A 16,810-nucleotide genomic window follows, 5' to 3' on the forward strand; every position below is an offset into this window, starting at 1 on the left:
GCCCATGACCGTGACCGTGCGGCCCTACACGGTGAGGAAGCGGTCGTAGAAGGCGCGGGGGTCCTCGGCCAGCGAGGCCTTGACCATCGCGCTCCACTCGTCGACGACCACCTCGAGGTCACCGGCCTCGACGGCGTCCAGCGTCCTGCGGGCGACCACGGCCGGGTCGGTCTTGGGCCCCTGGATCCCGCGGGCCATGTCCGTGTCCGCCAGGCCCAGGTGGACGGACGTGACCTGGGTACCCTGCGCGGCGAGCTCCAGACGCAGCGCGTTGCTCATGTTCCAGTTCGCGGCCTTGGACACCGCGTACGCACCGGCGCCCGGGGCGGAGAACCAGGACAGCGCGGAGGCGATGTTGACGATCGTCCCGCCGCCGTTGGCCGCGAGGACGGGGGCGAAGGCGCGGACCATCGCGAGCGTGCCCCAGAAGTTGACGTCCATTTCGGCGCGCACGCCGTCCAGGTCGCCGAGCAGCGGCGCGCCGGTGGAGATCCCGGCGTTGTTGATCAACAGGTCGACGTCGCCGGCCAGGGCGGCGGCCGCGGCGACGGCGTCGGGGTCGGTGATGTCCAGGGTGACCGGGCGGACGCCGGGCAGGTCGAGGGTCTGCGGGTCGCGGGCGGCGGCGTAGACCGTCGCCCCCCGGGCGAGCAGCTCGGCGGCGAAGTGGCGGCCGAGGCCGCGGTTGGCCCCGGTGATGAGTGCGGTTGTCATGCGCCGGACGCTATAACCTGACGTTGACGTCAGGGGCAAGTGCAGGGCGAGCGGTCGGAGGAACGGGTGCGCATCGGGGAGGTCGCCGCACGGGCGGGCGTCAGCGTCCGGGCGCTGCGCTACTACGAGGAGCAGGGTCTGCTCGTCGCCGAGCGCAGCGCCAGCGGGCAGCGCCACTACCCGCCCGGGGCGGTCGACCGGGTCAGGTTCATCCAGAACCTGTACGCCGCCGGGCTCGGCAGCAAGGCCGTCCTGCGGATCCTGCCGTGCATGGAGCACGGCGTCCTCACCGACGAGATGCACGAGCGGCTGCTCGCCGAGCGCGCGCGCGTGCAGGTCCAGCTCGACGAGCTGACCGCGACGCGGGACAAGCTGGACGACGTCATCCGGGCGGGCCAGGCGCACCGCCGCGCCTGAGCGACCGTCCCGGTACGCCTCACCCGAGGTCGACCGTCAACGCTCGGCGTGATCAGGACGGGCTCGAGCTGCTCTCGGTCATGTGCGGATGCTGTCATGACGTCGGACGCGCCTGAGCCGCTGGGCTACCGGCTGCGCCGGATCCGGAGCAGCGGCTGGGCGAAGGTGCTGATCTCGGCGAGCATCGGCGGCTCGTCGGGCCGGTGCCGGTAGAAGCGGAACGACGACGACGGGTAGGTGCCGCGCGCCTCGCCGAAGTCGACCGAGATGACGTAGTCCACGACGACGCTGTCCCGCTGCTGCGGGATCGACTGGTGCACCTGCTCCGCGAGCAGGAGACCCTGCGCGACGCAGAGGGCGCCCCACTGGTCGGCGCCGTCGTCGACCACCTCGTCGAGGTGCAGGGAGTTCACCCACGACTCGTGACCGGACCTGTCGAACCGCTCACGCTCGCCGTCGCGCCGCTCGAGCAGCGCCCGCAGGTACAGGCGGTCGTCGTCGACCACGACGCCGGGCAGCACGAACGCACCCAGTCGCGGGTCGAGCTCCGTCCCCCGCTCCACCAGCGCGCGCCGTCGCCAGCAGCGGCGCCATCCGCTCGTTCAGCTCGTCGCTCCGCACCGGGTGAGCGTCGCACGGACGCCGCGCCCGACGGCCACCTCTGCCGGGCCGCCCTCACCACGTGGCCCCGGTGCGACCTGCTCAGTCGGTCGGCTCGACCGCCGACGGGTCCTCCACGAGCTCGCCGGGCGTCGGAGCGTGGTCGTCGCTGTCCTCGGCGGACCCGGCGCCCGCCTCCGGGGAGCCACCCGAGCCCTCGGACGCGGCACCGCCCTCCAGCACCTCCGGGGTGACCTCCTGCTCGAGGGTCGGGTATCCGTAGCCGCTCTCCTGCGTCCCGGCGTCCGGGTCCTGCGGTGCGTCGCTCATGGTCGTCCTCCCTGCCGTGCCCGGACCCTCGCGGACCAGGTCGATCCCATCGTCGGCGCTCGTGCCGTGCCGTGCCATCGGGACGGCCACCACCGCTCGGCGCGCGCGGGCCGGAAGTCGGTGCCCCACGGTGTCCGGGTGCGCGGGCCCGCAGCCGCAGCTCGGGCGTGTGCCACCCTGACGTCGTGCGGATCGCGACCAGGTGGGCGGCGGCGACCGGAGCCCTGGGCCTCGTCCTGGCGGTCGTCGCGCTGCGGGGCGTGCGCCGGGGACGCGACGACCTCGCGGCGTGGCGGGTGCACGACCTCGACGGCGTCAGCCTCCCGTCGGCGCACGCGTTCGGCGACGACTACCTGGACTGCGGGTGCCCGGACCTGTGCTTCTGCCCCGTCGCCGGAGCGGTCGAGTGCCCGCGGCACAGCGGCTTCTCCGTCTGCTGTGAGCGACCGGCCGACCACGTCCCCCTGCGCACGGTCCCGGGCGACGACGACATCGTCGACGCGTCGCGTGAGCACGACTGGCTCGACCTCGTGGTCGACAGCGACCGGCCTGCGCGCCGCTGGCGTCCCGTGGCCCCACCTCGACGGGCGCACGTGACCGCCCGCACCTATCGCGGCCGGACCGTCACGCTCGAGCTCGACGTCGTCGGCCGCACTCGCCGCGCCGTCCTCGTCGCCCAGGCCCGCGACCACGGCTGGCCGACCTGGCACGCGTGGGTGGGCGTCGACCAGGTCGTCCTCCACGCGCGACGCTGACCCAGCGCCCTCGGCCGGTCGGTCGCGGTCCACATCGCCGGCGAGGACGGCACGCGCTGGGACGGCCTCGGTCGGGTCGGCTCACGTCGTGGGGACGACGCCGGACACTCGGCCCGTCGCGCACGGGTCGCCCACGTCGACCGCGAGCACGGCCGGACCCCGAGGGTCGACCTTCACCGCCGACGAGGACACGACGGTGCGCGGCGCGGCGCGCACCGGTCACCCCCGCCGTCCCTCGCCCGGGGTGCGTCCACGGCCTGGCGGCTGCTCGGGCAGGGACGCGCGCAGGCGTGCGATCGTGCGCACGACCTCGTCGCGGTTCTTGGCCGCCGTCATCCAGCGTGGGAGGTACCACGCCAGCCGCGACGGCGGGGCCGGTCGTTCTCGGAGCGTCGCGCCGACGTACGACTCGAGGTAGTCCAGGTGCGCGACGTTGTGCGCCCACAGCAGGCGACCCCCGCAGCACTCCCCTCGCAGCCACAGCGGGACGCCGAACCGGGGATCCATCCCTTCCGGGCCGTCGGGTTCCCCGTCGCCGGGGAACGCCTCACGGCCGCGCCACCGCCGGACGAGAGCGCACGCTGGGCACGTCAGCCGCGCTGCTCCGCGCGCGGTCTCCCGCGCGATCGCGCACGCGCCGCAGCGAGGGCACACGACGAGCACCGGATCACGCCACGCCAGGGCGTCCGGTTCCCGGAAGCGCGCGACGGGCGCCTCGTCGGCCATCGCCGGACCATACGTCACCCGCTCCGCCCGCGAGAGACGCACCGCCACGGTGCTCAGGGGCCGGCCACGGACGCCGGGACCGTCGAGGGGTCTGCTCGGTCGCACGGCACACTGGTGCCGTGGACCCGGCGGAGACGCACCTGACGCGCCTGGTCGAGGCGGACGAGCCCAACGCCGTTGCCGCGGAGGTGCGGGCCGCTGTGGGCGAGCGGGCAGCCCTCGAGCTCGCGGTGTCGTGGGGTCGGGCGAGCGACCCGGACGTCCGGTGCGCCGCCCTGGACCTGCTGGTCGCCGTCCTGGACGCGGCCTGGGAAGCGTCGCCGGACGTCGGCCCCGACGCCGGGACGATCCGGCTCGTCGTCGAGCAGGCCGGCTCGGTCTCGCCGGACGACGAGGACGAGTACCTGCGCTGGATCGCGGCCCGAGCCCTGCGGCTGGTGGCCGAGCTCGACGAGGACGGACGGGCGATCGAGCTCCTGATGCGCTTCGCCGACGACGAGGACGGCGACGTCCGCCTCCAGGTGTCGTACACGCTGGCCTTCTCTCTCGGGGACGACGCGGCGCCGGACGACCCCGCCGCGGAGGTGCTGGTGCGGCTGCTGAACGACCCCGACACCGACGTCCGCGACTTCGCGTCCTTCGCGTTCACGATCTGCTCGATGGACTCCCCGGTCATCCGTGCGGAGCTCCTGACGCTGTGCGCGACCACCGAGGAGCCGGCCGCTGGGCAGGCGGGCGCGGCGCTCGCCGACCGCGGGGACGTGCGGGTGATCCCCGTCGCGCTGAGCAAGCTCGCGCACGACGACGTGGCGGACCTCTGGGTCTACGGCGTCGCGCGCCCCCTGCCCGACCGCGCGCTCCTGCCGGCGCTGCTGCGCCTGCGAGAGGGCGGGTGGGCCGACCGGGCGGACGTCCCCGGGCTCACGAGCGGCCGCACACAGCTGCAGGAGATGCTCGACGACGCGATCACCGCCGCCCGGACAGCCTGACCGACGACCTCCGCGGGTGCCCGGCCCGCTCGACCGCCGTCCTCCGCGGGTACCCGGACCGCCGTCCGAGCCCGACTCCAGCTGCAGCCGCACCCGGACGGAGCAATGTCCTCGCCGTGCGCCGGCCCGGCCCGTAGGTTTCCCGCGTGGACGGCGAGCACGAGAGCACCGAGCCGCTCGGCGACGACCCGGAGCGGCTCCGGCGGCGACGCCGCTGGCTCAAGGACAAGGTCCGCTCCACCCCCCGACGGCTCGACCTGCGCGAGGAGCTCGCCGCCGTGTACCGGGCGGAGGGCAACGCCTCCCGGGCCGGCCGGTGGAGCTACCTCGCGGAGCACACCGACCCGGCCGAGATCCGTGCCTTCGCCCGGTCCTGCCAGGACGGGGTCGGAGGACGACGCCGCCACCGAGCTCGCGCAGGAACAGTTGCGGGCCCTGCGCGTGCAGGCCCGCGACCGCACCGGGCGATGGCTCTCGTGGGAGAAGCCCGATCCGAGCGCGGTGTCGTGGCAGCTCGCGCTCGGGTGCGCTGCCGTCGCGCTCCTGCTGGTGCTCGTGGCCGTCGGAGCCGTCACAGTAGTCCGCTGGCTCGCCGGCCTGTGGTGAGGGTGCAGGTCCGGGATCACGAGGTGCGGCCACATCGACCTGTGGCAGCGGACCGAGGCACCGGGAGTCGGCACGTGGCAGCGCACGGCGGCGAGGGAGAGCTCGTCGAGCACGTGCGGGGCGTCCTCGGTCTGCCGGCGTGGCTCCCCCGCCAGGGGCACGGCAGCTTCCTGACGTTCGAGTTCGGTGAGCGGCGCGACAGGGACGGCCACGAGCACGGTGAGTGGCACCTGTGGGTGCAGATGGCCGCATGGCGGATCGAGGACGCCCACCGGGTGCTGGCCGCCTGCGAGGACGACCGGCAGGTGATCGGCGCCGCCCTGTCCCTCCTCGATCGACGCCCGCTGTCCTCCATCGTCGCGACGGGTCCGGCGCTGGACACGGTCTTCGACTTCTCCGGTGTCCTCCTGCGCACCTTCGGCGTCGAGTCGCAGCGCAGCGCAGACGACTCCGTGGACAACTGGTGGATGCGCCGCCCGGACGGACAAGTCGTCGCCGTCACGACCGCCGGGTCGTCGACCCTCTCGCGCGCCGACGCATGACGCTGCTCCCCGTTGGCACGGACGCGCGGGTTGCCGTGGGTCCGTCGTCGCACGCACGGCTCGCGGTCCGTGCGCTCAGGGCGACGAGTGCGCCGCCACCGCGAGGTTCGCCCCCACCAGCCGCCACTCCGACTCGTCCACCGGGCCGGTGAAGTCGTCGGGGAGCACGAGTGCGGCGCCGCCGCGACCGTCCCGGTCGCCCGTCGAGACCCAGACCCCGCGCTCGGCGAACTGCTCGTCGTCCGCGCACGACGACCCCACCGCCCCGTCCGCACCCTCGCCGGCGGGGAGCACGAGCAGCACGCACCAGGGCTCGTCGCCGGAGCCGCGCGCCACGTACGCCAGACCGTCCCCGGCCTCGCCGAGGAAGCGCGTCTCGCCGCGCCCCTGCCCCGCGTCGATCCCGCGGGGGAGCGCGTCCTGCGCCTCCGCCGGCCGGTCGAAGACCGCGAGGCGAGGCGGCTCGGGTGCGGCGCACCCACCGGCGGCGAGCACGACGACGGCAGACGCCCCGACGGCGTGCGCGAGGGCCGTGCGACTCCTGGTGGTCTGCATGCGGTCACCGTAGCGAGCAGCAGCGTCGGCGCGCCGAGCCCGGCTCTGCCGTGGTCGCTACCGTGAGCGGCGTGCTCGCCCCGAGGATGCTCCCGACCGCCGCTCGACCGTCGCGGTGAGGTTCCACCGGGATCCCCTCGCCCGTGACGCCTGGCGCGCGGGCCGGGTGGAGGTGGCCCAGCAGGCGGCCGCCCAGGTCCCCGAGCCGGCGCGCGTCGCGTGGGCGAGCACGCTCGCGGCAGCAGTCCTCCCGGGACTCGCCGCTCGGAGCGACCTGAGGCCGACCGTCGAGCGCGTGGCCGCGCTGGCCGTCGGCAGCGCGGCGGGTGCGCACGGGCTGTTCCAGGAGGTCCGCGGGCTGCGCCTCGCCCTGGACGACGCAGGGACGGACGAGGACGCCCTCTGGCTCTGGCAGAGCTGGCGTGCAAGGTCGCGTACAACGCGACACGACCAGGTGCGCCGTTCGACGCCCGCTCCGACGTCGCGCTCGTGCAGGCCGCCGCCGGTGTCGCTCGCCGGTTGCCCGGGCTCGAGGACGCGCTCTGGGACGCGGTCTGCCGACGACCGCGAGCGGGCACCTGACCTGCCCTCGCGTGTGCCTCGACCGGGGCGAGCGTTCCGGCGCAGGGTCGCCGGGAGCTCAGGTGCCGTGGGCGACGAGGGCGCGCCGCAGCTCGCTGATCGCGGCGACGGCCTGCCGCTCGTCGAACGTGTACGGCCCGAGTCCGGTGTAGTCCCGGTCGCGGCGGTGCGGGTTGCGGAAGTCGGCCCACTCCACCACCCCGTCCGCTCGCGAGACGGTCATCTCCCCGGGCCAGCAGCCCGACTCGGAGCAGCCACCGCACGCCAGGAGCCGTACGCGCGTGGCCGCCGAGCGACCCGACCGGCGGCGCCGCCGACCGCCGGTGGTGCTCGTCCGGTCCGGACGACCACGTCGAGGTGTCCCGGCTCCTGGGCGTCGGGGTGACGACGGCATCGACTCCGCGTCCGGCAGCGCGTACATGGTGGCTGAGTGGGACTACCCGGACGTCGGCGTCGTCCTCCTCGACACCCCGTCCGGCGGGCACGACACCGTGATGCTCGATTACCGCCGCTGCGGCCCGACCGGCGAGCCCGCCGTCGTGCACGTCGACGAGGACCGGGTGCCGCGCGAGGTCGCGCCCTCGTTCGCCGCCTTCGTCGCTGCGCTCGAGCTCGCGACGGAGGACGAGGACGACGACGACGACGGCGACGGCGACGGCGACGGCGACGGCTGAACGTCGGTGGCGCCGGACCCGGTCCACTACCGTGGCCGGATGCCGGCGCTGATCGAGCCCACGACCGCGCTGCACGCCCCGTGGCTCGCCGCCCACGAGGAGTGGGGACCGGGCCTGCACGAGGACGGCTTCGGGCTGACGGCGTCCGACGACGTGCGGTCCCCCGCCGGGTTCCACGCCTGGGTGGCCCGGTTGACCAGCGGCTCCGCGCCCGCGGGTGTCGCCGGCCCCGGCGCGACGAGCTCCACGTACCGCTGGGTCGTAGAGGGCGACCAGGTGCTCGGCGGGATCGCCCTGCGCACCGGACCTCGCGACCTCGTGCTGCGGATGGGGCACATCGGCTTCGGCATCCGGCCCTCCGCGCGACGACGGGGCGTCGCCGCGTGGGCCCTCGGCCAGATGCTCACCGAGGCCGCCTCGCAGGGACTGGACCGGGTCCTGCTGGTGTGCGAGGTCGGCAACACCGCCTCCGCCGCCACGATCCAGGCGCTCGGCGGGGCACTCGAGGACGCGCCCCGCCCCGACGACCACGTCCGCCGCTACTGGATCGCCCTCTGAGGACGGGCTCGGCTCGCCGGTCCGCTCCGACCCGGGGACCCCGCCCGGACGTGGGTCACGCGCCGCCGTAGACGGAGCCGTCGGTCTTGGTCTGGGTGACGACTCCCCCGCTGGCCGAGCTGTCGTTCTCGACGCTCACCGAGACGACGCGCGCGCCCCCGTCCTCCCGGGTCACGGCTCGGATGATCCCGACGTGGGAGGAGCCGCTCGCCGACCAGACGTCACCGACCCGGGCGCTCTGGAGGTCGGCCGAGCGCTGTGTCAGGGAGGCGAGGAGCTCCGTCACGCGGTACTTGAAACCGAGCTCGCACACGTTGCTGGTGCCGGTGGGTCCGCCCCGCTGGTGGGCCACCCAGTGGGCGCACCCGGTACCCGGGATGGCCCTCCACCCGGCCCGTGAGCCCTCGTACTCGATGAAGCAGCTCCGGGGCTGGACGTGGCCGTCGACCATGGCGCGGGCCTGGTCCTTGGTCCGGGGCCGCGAACGGTCCTGGAGCTCCTGGGCCTCGCCGGCCTCGCCCTGGTCACCGGTGTCGTCGGTCCACTCCGGCTCGAGCCTCTGCACCACCGGGACCAGTCGCGTGCGCTGCTCGGCTCCCCGCACCCAGCTGACGGTGGCCTGGTTGCCCGCGGTCGTCTGCAGGGCCAGCAGGGACCGCGGAGCGGCCGGCGACTCGGCCTCCTCCGGGCGCTCGGGCGACGGAGGCCGGCGCCCACCGGCGGTCTCCCGTTCCCGCATCTGGTCCTCCCGGGGGTGACTCGCTCGCGACCTCACCAGTGTCGGCCGAGGGCGGCGAGCGTGTGCCGGTCCTGCCCGGGCGGCCACCGATCCGTGCCCCATCGGCCCTCGGCAGCCGGGCCGAGGGGGCGCCGGGACCTCCGACCCTGTCGGGAATACCCCCAGGGGGTACCGTGTTGGGCAGGACGACACGGCACCGACCCGAGGAGCGATCGTGCACGGCTACACCGGAGACAAGGACGACTACCTCAAGCGGCTGCGGCGCATCGAGGGCCAGGTCCGCGGCATCGCCCGCATGGTCGACGAGGACGTCTACTGCATCGACGTCCTCACGCAGGTCGCCGCCGTGACCAAGGCGCTGCAGGCCGTGAGCATCGGCCTCGTCGAGGACCACCTCGCGCACTGCGTCGTCGACGCGGCCCGCCAGTCCCCCGAGGACGGCGCCGCGAAGGTCAAGGAGGCCGCCGACGCCATCGCCCGACTCGTCCGCAGCTGACCACCCACCCACCGTGAACCACCCCGAGAGGACCACTCCCATGAGCCAGACCACCACCTTCTCCGTCGACGGCATGACCTGCGGCAACTGCGTCCGCCACGTGACCGAGGAGCTCCAGACCATCCCCGGGGTCCGCGACGTGACCGTCGACCTGCACGCCGGCGCGTCCTCCCCGGTGACCGTGGTGTCCGACGAGCCCCTCGCTGACGACGCCGTGCGCGCGGCCGTCGAGGAGGCGGGGTACGCGGTGACCCCGCGGGGGTCGCTGCTGTGAGCGCCCCCAGCACCGCACGCCCCGGTGCGCCCCGCGACCTGCCCGTCGCGACCGTCGACCTCGCGGTCGAGGGCATGACGTGCGCGTCGTGCGTCGCGCGCGTCGAGAAGCGCCTCGGGCGGCTGCCCGGGGTCTCCGCGACCGTGAACCTGCCGCTAGAGTCGGCGCACGTCGAGATCCGCGTGCCCGACGACGGTGCCGCCGCCGACGAGGCCGCGCTGGTCGAGGCCGTGCGCAAGGCCGGGTACGACGCGCGGGTCACCGGGCGGCGCCCGGGTCCGGGGCAGGCGACCGAGCAGCCCGCGACAGGCGCGCCGGCGACCGGCACCTCGGCGACCGGCACCTCGGCGACCGGCACCTCCGCGACGGACGCGCACGCACCGAACGCGTCGGGCGCCCTCGGCACCTCCGCCGGGCACACCGCCGCCGTCGCGCACGACGCCCTCACCGCCAACGACGCCGTCCCGCCGGCGGAGACCGTCCCCGCACCGGCGCACCACGGCGGGCACGCCGCGGCGCACGACGGCGGGCACGCCACCGCGCACGACGGCGGCGCGGACTCCCCCGCCCAGCACGACGCGCACGGCACGGACCCGTTCGAGCACGCGCTCTCCGGCCACGCGATGGGCGACGGCCACGACATGGACCCGGGCGCCGACATGTCCGCGCCGACGCCGGACCGCGGGGCCGACCTGCGGCGCCGGCTCGTCGTCGCGGCCGTCCTGTCGCTCCCCGTCCTCGTGCTCTCGATGATCCCGGCGATGCAGTTCCGCGGCTGGCAGTGGGTCGTGGCGGCGCTCGCGCTGCCCGTCGCCACCTGGGCCGCGTGGCCGTTCCACCGGGCCGCCGCGAAGGCCGCCCGGCACGGCGCGTCGACCATGGACACGCTCGTGTCGATCGGCATCGTCGCGGCGACCGGCTGGTCGCTGTGGGCGCTGCTGCTCGGCGGCGCGGGAACGCTCGGCATGCGCATGGAGCCGACGCTGTTCCCCGCCGACGCGGCCGGGCACGGCATGGCGATGCCCGAGCTGTACTTCGAGGTGGCGGCGATCGTCACGACGTTCCTGCTCGCGGGCCGGTACGCCGAGCACCGCTCGCGCCGCCGGGCCGGGGACGCGCTGCGTGCGCTGCTCGACCTCGGCGCCAAGGACGTGGCGCTGCTCGTGACCGGCCCCGACGGCCGGCGCACCGAGCAGCGCGTGCCGGTCGACCGCCTGCACCCGGGCGACGAGTTCGCCGTCCGGCCGGGCGAGAAGGTCGCGACCGACGGCGTCGTGGTCTCGGGCACGAGCGCGGTCGACGCCTCGCTGCTGACCGGCGAGCCCGTACCCGTCGACGTCGGCCCCGGCGACACCGTGACCGGCGCGACCGTCAACACGTCCGGGCACCTCGTGGTGCGCGCGACGCGGGTCGGCGAGGAGACGCAGCTCGCGCAGATCGGCCGGCTCGTCGCCGCCGCGCAGACCGGCAAGGCGCCCGTGCAGCGGCTCGCCGACCGGATCTCGGCGGTGTTCGTGCCGATCGTGCTCGTGCTCGCCGTCGCGACGCTCGTCGGGTGGATCGCCACCGGCGGCGGCGTGCAGGCAGCGTTCACCGCGGCCGTCGCGGTGCTGATCATCGCGTGCCCGTGCGCGCTCGGCCTCGCGACCCCGACGGCACTGCTGGTCGGCACCGGGCGCGGCGCGCAGCTCGGCGTGCTCATCAAGGGCCCGCAGATCCTCGAGGAGACCCGCCGGGTCGACACCGTGGTGCTCGACAAGACCGGCACCATCACGCAGGGCCGCATGCGGCTCGTCGACGTCGTGCCCGCCGAGGGCACGTCCGCCGCGGACGTGCTGCGGTACGCGGGTGCGGTCGAGGGGATGTCGGAGCACCCGATCGCCCGCGCGGTCGCGGACGCGGCCGACGAGGCGGCGACCACCGCAGCGGCGTCCGGCACGACGTCCGCCGGCTCGGCGGAGGTCGGCGCGGACGGGGTCGAGATCGGCTCCGACGAGGTGCGCGAGTTCCGCAACGAGCCGGGCCGCGGCGTCTCCGGCGTCGTCCGCACCGCCCACTCGGGGGTCGGCCTCGCGCGGCGCGTGCTCGTCGGGCGCCCGGTGTGGCTCGCGGAGCAGGGCGTGCGGACCGACGGGCTCGCGGAGCGGTTCGCGGCGTTCGAGGCGGACGGCGCGACCGCGGTCATGGCCGCGTGGGACGGCTCGGCGCGCGGGGTCCTCGTGCTGCGCGACCCCGTCAAGGACACGTCCGCCGACGCGGTCGGCCAGCTCCGGGCGCTCGGGCTGCGGCCCGTGCTGCTCACCGGCGACAACGCGGGTGCCGCCCGCGCCGTCGCCCGCACGGTCGGCATCCCCGAGGACGACGTGGTCGCCGAGGTGCTGCCGGCCGACAAGGTCAGCGCGGTGCAGCGGCTCCAGGCCGAGGGTCGGCGGGTCGCAATGGTCGGGGACGGCGTGAACGACGCCGCCGCGCTCGCCGCCGCCGACCTCGGGCTCGCGATGGGCACCGGCACGGACGTCGCGATCGAGGCGGCCGACGTGACCCTCGTGCGCGGCGACCTCCGCTCGGCGGCGCAGGCGATCCGGCTGTCCCGCCGGACGCTGCGGGTCATCCAGCAGAACCTGTTCTGGGCCTTCGCGTACAACGTCGCGGCGATCCCGCTCGCGGCGCTCGGGCTGCTCAACCCGATGATCGCGGGCGCGGCGATGGCGTTCTCGTCGGTGCTCGTCGTCGGCAACTCGCTGCGGCTGCGCACGTTCGCGTGAGCCCGCACCGGCGCACCTGAGCCGCCGCCGGGCCCGCGCCGAGCGCCCGGCGCCGGACGCCCGGACCGGACCGACCCGGCCCCGTCGTGCACCCGCACGGCGGGGCCGGGTCGCGCCCGGACCGCTCAGAGGTGCTCGTCGAGGAACGTGAGCATCGCGGTCGCGACCTCGTCGAGGTGCGACTCGAGCAGGAAGTGCCCGCCCTCGACGAGCTCGATGCGCGCGTCCGGCAGGTCCTTCTCGAAGGCTCGCGCCCCGTCGGGGCCGAAGATCTCGTCGTTCGCCCCCCACACCGCGAGCAGCGGGACGGGGTGGGCGCGGAACGCCTTGTGCAGCACGGGGTAGAGCGGCCGGTTGCCCGGGTAGTCCGCGAACAGCGCGAGCTGGACCTCGGGCAGGCCGGGCCGGTTGACCTGGGCCGCGTCGCGGGACCACGTGTCGGGGTCGACGACGCTCGGGTCGGCGAGGCCGTGCGTGTACTGCCAGCGGATCGCCTCGGCGGTCACGCCCTCGCGGACGGTCGCCTCGTCCTCCGCGTTGCCGTCCGCGGACCAGCGCCACAGCGGCGCCCAGAACGTCTCCACGAACCCCTCCTCGTAGGCGTTGCCGTTCTGCGAGACCACCGCGGTGATGCGCTCGGGGGCCCGCAGGTACAGCCGCCACCCGACGGGCGCGCCGTAGTCGTGCACGTAGATCGCGAACCGCTCGACCCCGAGCCCGGCGAGGAACGCCTCGACGACGTCGGTGAGGTGGTCGAACGTGTACGCGAAGTCGTCGACGGACGGTGCGTCCGAGTGCCCGAAGCCGACGTAGTCCGGCGCGAGCACGTGGTACCGCTCCGCGAGCCGGGGGATGAGGTCGCGGAACATCGCCGACGAGGACGGGTAGCCGTGCAGCAGCACGGCGACGGGCGCGCCGGCGGGCCCGGCCTCGCGGTAGAAGACCGTCCGGCCGTCGATCGTGGCCGTGCGGTGGTGGGTCACGGGCGTGGTGCGGTGCGGGGTCAGAGACACGGGAGCTCCTCGGGTGGTGGGTCGTTCTAACGGGAACCAATGGACTGTGACGTTAGAAGGTCTAGCAGCCGCCTCTAACGGATGCAAGGCCCATCAACCGTGATAACGTCCGGGGCATGGCGGACGACGACCGCTCCTGGGTCCTGCCCGAGGAGCCCCTGCCCGTGCGGCTCATGAACACCCTCCGGGCCGAGCGCGGCACGCTGCACGACGACCTCGGGACCCCCGCGGACCTGGCCGCCTGGCTCGCCTCGGCCGGCTTCGGCACCGTCCGGGCCGGCGCCGGCGACCTGCGCGACGCCCGCGAGCTGCGCGACGCGCTGCGCACGCTCGCCGCGTTCGTGACCGGCGACACCCGCCCCGCCGCCCGCCCCCCGATGGACGACCTGGGCCGGGCCGTCGACGTCGTCAACGCCCACCGCGTCAGCACGCCGGCCGACCGCCTCGTCCTCGGGGACGGCGGGCTGCGCCGCGAGGAGCCCCGGCCCGCGCACGGCGTCGCGGACGGCCTCGCGCAGGTCAGCGCCGACGCCACGGACCTGCTCGCCGGGCCCGCGGCGTCGGCCCTGCGGGCGTGCGGGGGGCCGCGCTGCGTCCTGTACTTCGTCCGCGACCACCCCCGCCGCGAGTGGTGCTCCGCGGGGTGCGGCAACCGCGCACGCGCCGCCCGGCACTACCGCCGGCACCGCGACGCCGACGCCTGACCGGCCCCGCACCGCGCCGCGCTCCACCCGCGCGAACCCGTCATCACCGCCCCGCGAAAGCCGATGGGTCGGTCGGGACCAGGACGACGAGGGCAGACAGGTGGAACGGACGACGGACGGGCACGACGCGCGCCGCGGGGAGCCCGCGGCCGGCTCGCCGGTCCCTGCGCCCGCGCCGGGTCAGCCCGCCGGGCCCTCCCCGCACCGCGCCTCCGGGTCGCGCCGCAGCCGGGCCAACGCGTCGGCGTCGCGCGTCCTCGCGCGGATCCCCCTCCCCCTCGCCGTGCTCGGCACGCTCGTCGTCGCGCTCCCCGTCCTGCTCGCGCTCCACGCGCAGGGCTGGGTGCTCGGCTCCCCGTGGGTGCTCACGGGCCTCGTCCTGCTCCAGGTCGTCCTGCTGAGCGACCGCGTCGAGCGCCTCGTGCGCCGGACCGGACCCGGCGCGCGCCCGCTCCTGACCCTGGCCGTCGCGTTCACGCTGATCGCGGCGTTCGCGTGGACCGCGGGCTGGAGCGCGCTCGTGCCCGCGACGACGCTGCTCGTCGCGGTCGCGCACGTCCAGCGCTCCGGCAGCCGGGTGTGGCCGCACGCCGGGGCCGCCGTCACGCTCCTCACGCTCGCCGGCCAGGGCGCGACGCAGCTCGGCTGGGTCGCGAGCACGCTCCCGGTCTGGGCGAGCCACGTCGCGGCGGGCTGGCTCCTGCTCGTCGCGTGGCTCACCCTCGCCGACGTCGGGCTCTCGGTCGCCGCCGACGCGTCCGTGACCGACGCGCTCGCCCGCACCGAGGCCCGCCTGCGCGCGCTCATGGACTCCGCGACCGACGTGCTCACCGTCAGCGACGCGCACGGCGTGCTGACCTACGTGAGCCCCGCCGCCGAGCGCACGACCGGCCACCCCGCCGCGAGCCTCACCGGCACCTACCTGCTCGACCTCGTCCGCCCCGAGCACCGCGCCCAGGCCGCCCGCCAGCTCCGCGACGTCATGGCCGTCCCCGGTGCGCGCCGGACCGTCGACGTGCCGCTCACCCACGCCGACGGCGAGTCCCGCTGGTACGAGTGGAACGTCCACAACCTCCTCGCCGACCCGCTCGTGCAGGGGCTCGTCGTCGACCAGCGCGACGTGACCGACCGGCGCTACCAGGAGGAGCAGCTCTCGCACGCCGCGTCGCACGACGAGCTCACCGGGCTGCCCAACCGGCGCGAGCTCCTGCGCCTGCTCGGGCTCGGGCTGCGCGCCGTCGGGCCCGGGGCGGCGCTCGCGGTGCTCTTCGTCGACCTGGACCGGTTCAAGGCGGTCAACGACACGTACGGGCACGCCGCCGGCGACGAGGTCCTCATCGAGGTCGGCCGGCGGCTGCGCACGCACCTGCGGCACGGCGACGTGCTCGCGCGCCTCGGGGGCGACGAGTTCGGCGCCGTGCTCGTCGAGGTGCGCGACGACATCGAGATCACCGAGCTCGTCGCGCGGCTCGAGGAGACCGTCGCCCGGCCGATCCGCGTGACCGGCGGCGTCGTCAGCGTCGGCGTCAGCATCGGCGCGGCCGTGACGACCGACCCGGCGACCGAGCCCACGACGCTGTTCACGCGCGCGGACACCGCGATGTACCGGATCAAGCACGTGCACCGCGCGACGCGCGGCCCGGGCGAACCGGGGACCCCGATCGCGTCCTGACGGGCTTGGCTCAGAGCTCAGGCGCGGCGCCGGCGTTGACGGCGACCCGGTCGCGCCCGCCGGACTTGGCCCGGTAGAGCGCCTCGTCCGCCGCGGCGTACAGCGCCCGCAGCGTCGTCACGCCCTCCCGCGCGTACGCCACGCCGATGCTCACCGACAGCGGCAGCGGCCCCTCGGGCGTCGGCAGCGGGCGGGTGCGGACGAGCGCGACGACCTCCTCGGCGAGCTTCTCGGCGGTCCCGCCCGCGCGCTCGGTCACGAGCACCGCGAGCTCGTCGCCGCCGAGCCGGCTCAGCACCATCCCGGGGCGCTCGCGGCTGCGCAGGAGCGCCGCGACGTGGGCCAGCGCGTCGTCGCCGACGGGGTGCCCGCGGCTGTCGTTGATCGACTTGAACCGGTCGAGGTCGAGCACGAGCAGCGCCGTCCCCGCGCCCTCGCGGGCCAGCGCGGCGTGCCCGGCCTCGTCCAGCACGCGTCGGGTCGCGAGGCCGGTCAGGGGGTCGATCGCGGCGAGCAGGGTCAGCCGGGCGACGAGCGCGTCGCGCTGCTCGCCCGAGACCACGAGCAGCACGGTCATGACCCCGAGCGTCGCCCCGACGAACGCGACGTCCGTGACCGCGCGCTCGACGGGCAGGAGCGCGAGGGCGAGCACCGCGTCGGCGGCGACGGTCAGCACGGTGATGCCGACGGCGGCCCGCCGGCGGAGCTGCGACGCGGCGAACAGCACGGGGAACGCGAGGAAGACCTGCCCGGCGGCGCTCGCGTCGCGCGTCGCGAAGTCGAGCGCGGTGATGAGGGCGACCCCGCCGGCGGGCATCGTGACCCACAGCCAGGTCGGGGCGCGGTGACCGCGCCGGTACAGGAGCGCCGCGAGCGGGATGGCCGTGGCGGCGGCCGCGAGGACCGCGACGCGCTCCCAGCCCGACGCGATGCTCGGGTCGACCGCGGCGAACGTGAGGATGACGACGGCGCCGACGAGGATGAGCACCGCGGCGGACCGGGCAGCGGCGACCCGGTCGCGCGGCTCGCACCACCGGCTTGACGACACACCTGATCATCGGTCGTCCCCGGCCCGACCTGAGCACCGGACGCCCGCGTG

At 75.7% G+C, this 16,810-nt stretch carries 21 protein-coding genes and 1 pseudogene; 13 read left to right on the top strand and 9 right to left on the bottom strand.

Translation table 11 applies throughout. The features are described from left to right. Positions 1-24: 24 nt before the first annotated feature. Positions 25-714 (bottom strand): SDR family oxidoreductase, encoded by a 690-nt coding sequence (locus CCE01nite_RS04725; protein ID WP_034631401.1) that lies wholly within the window; start codon positions 712-714, stop codon positions 25-27. 66 nt (positions 715-780) lie between these two features. On the opposite strand from CCE01nite_RS04725, the gene CCE01nite_RS04730 reads away from it, so the two are divergent. Beyond that, positions 781-1,131 (top strand): MerR family transcriptional regulator, encoded by a 351-nt coding sequence (locus CCE01nite_RS04730; protein WP_034631451.1) that lies wholly within the window; start codon positions 781-783, stop codon positions 1,129-1,131. Positions 1,132-1,256: 125 nt separating this feature from the next. Here CCE01nite_RS04730 and CCE01nite_RS04735 read toward each other — a convergent pair whose 3' ends face one another. Both CCE01nite_RS04735 and CCE01nite_RS04740 read right to left on the bottom strand, forming a co-directional pair. Continuing rightward, entirely contained in the window at positions 1,257-1,694 is a 438-nt protein-coding gene (locus CCE01nite_RS04735) for a PM0498 family protein (protein WP_034631405.1), read from the bottom strand. A 139-nt stretch (positions 1,695-1,833) separates the two neighbouring features. Beyond that, positions 1,834-2,061, bottom strand: coding sequence for a hypothetical protein (locus tag CCE01nite_RS04740; RefSeq protein ID WP_141372027.1), 228 nt, complete (start codon positions 2,059-2,061; stop codon positions 1,834-1,836). 185 nt (positions 2,062-2,246) lie between these two features. On the opposite strand from CCE01nite_RS04740, the gene CCE01nite_RS04745 reads away from it, so the two are divergent. Then, positions 2,247-2,816: a hypothetical protein gene (locus tag CCE01nite_RS04745; protein WP_034631410.1), complete on the top strand. Its 570-nt coding sequence runs from the start codon at positions 2,247-2,249 to the stop codon at positions 2,814-2,816. A gap of 219 nt (positions 2,817-3,035) precedes the next feature. Here the strand turns inward: CCE01nite_RS04745 and CCE01nite_RS21725 are convergent, their stop codons facing one another. Continuing rightward, the gene (locus CCE01nite_RS21725; protein ID WP_211254568.1) at positions 3,036-3,323 is read right to left on the bottom strand and encodes a hypothetical protein; all 288 of its coding nucleotides are present in this window, start codon (positions 3,321-3,323) and stop codon (positions 3,036-3,038) included. Positions 3,324-3,661: 338 nt separating this feature from the next. Between CCE01nite_RS21725 and CCE01nite_RS04755 the strand changes: the two genes are divergently transcribed. From CCE01nite_RS04755 to CCE01nite_RS04765, 4 genes and pseudogenes are all read left to right on the top strand, one after another. Continuing rightward, positions 3,662-4,531 (top strand): HEAT repeat domain-containing protein, encoded by an 870-nt coding sequence (locus CCE01nite_RS04755; protein WP_034631413.1) that lies wholly within the window; start codon positions 3,662-3,664, stop codon positions 4,529-4,531. Between the two features lie 146 nt (positions 4,532-4,677). Then, positions 4,678-4,902 (top strand): annotated as a pseudogene (locus CCE01nite_RS22585) (DUF6584 family protein); the annotation flags it as partial. A 70-nt stretch (positions 4,903-4,972) separates the two neighbouring features. Further along, complete coding sequence (locus tag CCE01nite_RS04760; RefSeq protein ID WP_170223934.1) at positions 4,973-5,137, top strand: hypothetical protein; 165 nt, start codon at positions 4,973-4,975, stop codon at positions 5,135-5,137. 74 nt (positions 5,138-5,211) lie between these two features. Then, the gene (locus CCE01nite_RS04765; protein ID WP_034631419.1) at positions 5,212-5,679 is read left to right on the top strand and encodes a hypothetical protein; all 468 of its coding nucleotides are present in this window, start codon (positions 5,212-5,214) and stop codon (positions 5,677-5,679) included. A gap of 75 nt (positions 5,680-5,754) precedes the next feature. Here the strand turns inward: CCE01nite_RS04765 and CCE01nite_RS04770 are convergent, their stop codons facing one another. After that, a complete protein-coding gene (locus CCE01nite_RS04770) occupies positions 5,755-6,234 on the bottom strand; it encodes a hypothetical protein (protein WP_034631424.1) in 480 nt (159 codons plus the stop codon). 640 nt (positions 6,235-6,874) lie between these two features. After that, on the bottom strand, positions 6,875-7,039 hold the full coding sequence (locus CCE01nite_RS21195; protein WP_157464198.1) for a hypothetical protein: 165 nt from the start codon (positions 7,037-7,039) through the stop codon (positions 6,875-6,877). 196 nt (positions 7,040-7,235) lie between these two features. Here CCE01nite_RS21195 and CCE01nite_RS04775 point away from each other — a divergent pair, with 196 nt between their 5' ends. Together CCE01nite_RS04775 and CCE01nite_RS04780 are read left to right on the top strand one after the other, a co-directional pair. Then, the gene (locus tag CCE01nite_RS04775; protein ID WP_052104226.1) at positions 7,236-7,490 is read left to right on the top strand and encodes a hypothetical protein; all 255 of its coding nucleotides are present in this window, start codon (positions 7,236-7,238) and stop codon (positions 7,488-7,490) included. A gap of 39 nt (positions 7,491-7,529) precedes the next feature. Beyond that, positions 7,530-8,048 (top strand): GNAT family N-acetyltransferase, encoded by a 519-nt coding sequence (locus tag CCE01nite_RS04780; RefSeq protein WP_034631427.1) that lies wholly within the window; start codon positions 7,530-7,532, stop codon positions 8,046-8,048. A gap of 55 nt (positions 8,049-8,103) precedes the next feature. On the opposite strand, the gene CCE01nite_RS04785 is transcribed toward CCE01nite_RS04780, so the two are convergent. Continuing rightward, positions 8,104-8,787, bottom strand: a complete 684-nt coding sequence (locus CCE01nite_RS04785; RefSeq protein ID WP_034631430.1) for a hypothetical protein — start codon at positions 8,785-8,787, stop codon at positions 8,104-8,106. A gap of 214 nt (positions 8,788-9,001) precedes the next feature. Between CCE01nite_RS04785 and CCE01nite_RS04790 the strand changes: the two genes are divergently transcribed. From CCE01nite_RS04790 to CCE01nite_RS04800, 3 genes are read left to right on the top strand one after another with little or no spacing between them, the layout of a single operon-like run. Beyond that, complete coding sequence (locus CCE01nite_RS04790) at positions 9,002-9,283, top strand: metal-sensitive transcriptional regulator (RefSeq protein WP_034631433.1); 282 nt, start codon at positions 9,002-9,004, stop codon at positions 9,281-9,283. 40 nt (positions 9,284-9,323) lie between these two features. Further along, on the top strand, positions 9,324-9,557 hold the full coding sequence (locus CCE01nite_RS04795; protein WP_034631436.1) for a heavy-metal-associated domain-containing protein: 234 nt from the start codon (positions 9,324-9,326) through the stop codon (positions 9,555-9,557). Further along, on the top strand, positions 9,554-12,322 hold the full coding sequence (locus CCE01nite_RS04800; RefSeq protein WP_034631439.1) for a heavy metal translocating P-type ATPase: 2,769 nt from the start codon (positions 9,554-9,556) through the stop codon (positions 12,320-12,322). The genes CCE01nite_RS04795 and CCE01nite_RS04800 overlap by 4 nt, the downstream gene beginning before the upstream one ends. A gap of 125 nt (positions 12,323-12,447) precedes the next feature. Here the strand turns inward: CCE01nite_RS04800 and CCE01nite_RS04805 are convergent, their stop codons facing one another. Beyond that, positions 12,448-13,335 (bottom strand): alpha/beta fold hydrolase, encoded by an 888-nt coding sequence (locus tag CCE01nite_RS04805; protein WP_246056328.1) that lies wholly within the window; start codon positions 13,333-13,335, stop codon positions 12,448-12,450. 116 nt (positions 13,336-13,451) lie between these two features. Here CCE01nite_RS04805 and CCE01nite_RS04810 point away from each other — a divergent pair, with 116 nt between their 5' ends. After that, positions 13,452-14,039, top strand: coding sequence for a CGNR zinc finger domain-containing protein (locus CCE01nite_RS04810; protein ID WP_141372028.1), 588 nt, complete (start codon positions 13,452-13,454; stop codon positions 14,037-14,039). A gap of 100 nt (positions 14,040-14,139) precedes the next feature. Then, positions 14,140-15,711, top strand: a complete 1,572-nt coding sequence (locus CCE01nite_RS22340) for a sensor domain-containing diguanylate cyclase (protein WP_052104413.1) — start codon at positions 14,140-14,142, stop codon at positions 15,709-15,711. A gap of 10 nt (positions 15,712-15,721) precedes the next feature. Here CCE01nite_RS22340 and CCE01nite_RS04820 read toward each other — a convergent pair whose 3' ends face one another. Beyond that, the gene (locus CCE01nite_RS04820) at positions 15,722-16,759 is read right to left on the bottom strand and encodes a GGDEF domain-containing protein (RefSeq protein ID WP_052104414.1); all 1,038 of its coding nucleotides are present in this window, start codon (positions 16,757-16,759) and stop codon (positions 15,722-15,724) included. Positions 16,760-16,810 lie beyond the last annotated feature (51 nt).

Origin of the sequence: Cellulomonas cellasea (genome assembly GCF_006538745.1) — a bacterium.
GTDB classification, from domain to species: domain Bacteria; phylum Actinomycetota; class Actinomycetes; order Actinomycetales; family Cellulomonadaceae; genus Cellulomonas_A; species Cellulomonas_A cellasea.

Coding starts and splice junctions, on each gene's coding strand:
- CCE01nite_RS04780 (WP_034631427.1), top strand. CDS start 7,530: ATGCCGGCGCTGATCGAGCCCACGACCGCGCTGCACGCCCCGTGGCTC.
- CCE01nite_RS21725 (WP_211254568.1), bottom strand. CDS start 3,323: ATGGATCCCCGGTTCGGCGTCCCGCTGTGGCTGCGAGGGGAGTGCTGC.
- CCE01nite_RS04795 (WP_034631436.1), top strand. CDS start 9,324: ATGAGCCAGACCACCACCTTCTCCGTCGACGGCATGACCTGCGGCAAC.
- CCE01nite_RS04740 (WP_141372027.1), bottom strand. CDS start 2,061: ATGAGCGACGCACCGCAGGACCCGGACGCCGGGACGCAGGAGAGCGGC.
- CCE01nite_RS04775 (WP_052104226.1), top strand. CDS start 7,236: ATGGTGGCTGAGTGGGACTACCCGGACGTCGGCGTCGTCCTCCTCGAC.
- CCE01nite_RS04785 (WP_034631430.1), bottom strand. CDS start 8,787: ATGCGGGAACGGGAGACCGCCGGTGGGCGCCGGCCTCCGTCGCCCGAG.
- CCE01nite_RS04810 (WP_141372028.1), top strand. CDS start 13,452: ATGGCGGACGACGACCGCTCCTGGGTCCTGCCCGAGGAGCCCCTGCCC.
- CCE01nite_RS04725 (WP_034631401.1), bottom strand. CDS start 714: ATGACAACCGCACTCATCACCGGGGCCAACCGCGGCCTCGGCCGCCAC.
- CCE01nite_RS04770 (WP_034631424.1), bottom strand. CDS start 6,234: ATGCAGACCACCAGGAGTCGCACGGCCCTCGCGCACGCCGTCGGGGCG.
- CCE01nite_RS21195 (WP_157464198.1), bottom strand. CDS start 7,039: ATGACCGTCTCGCGAGCGGACGGGGTGGTGGAGTGGGCCGACTTCCGC.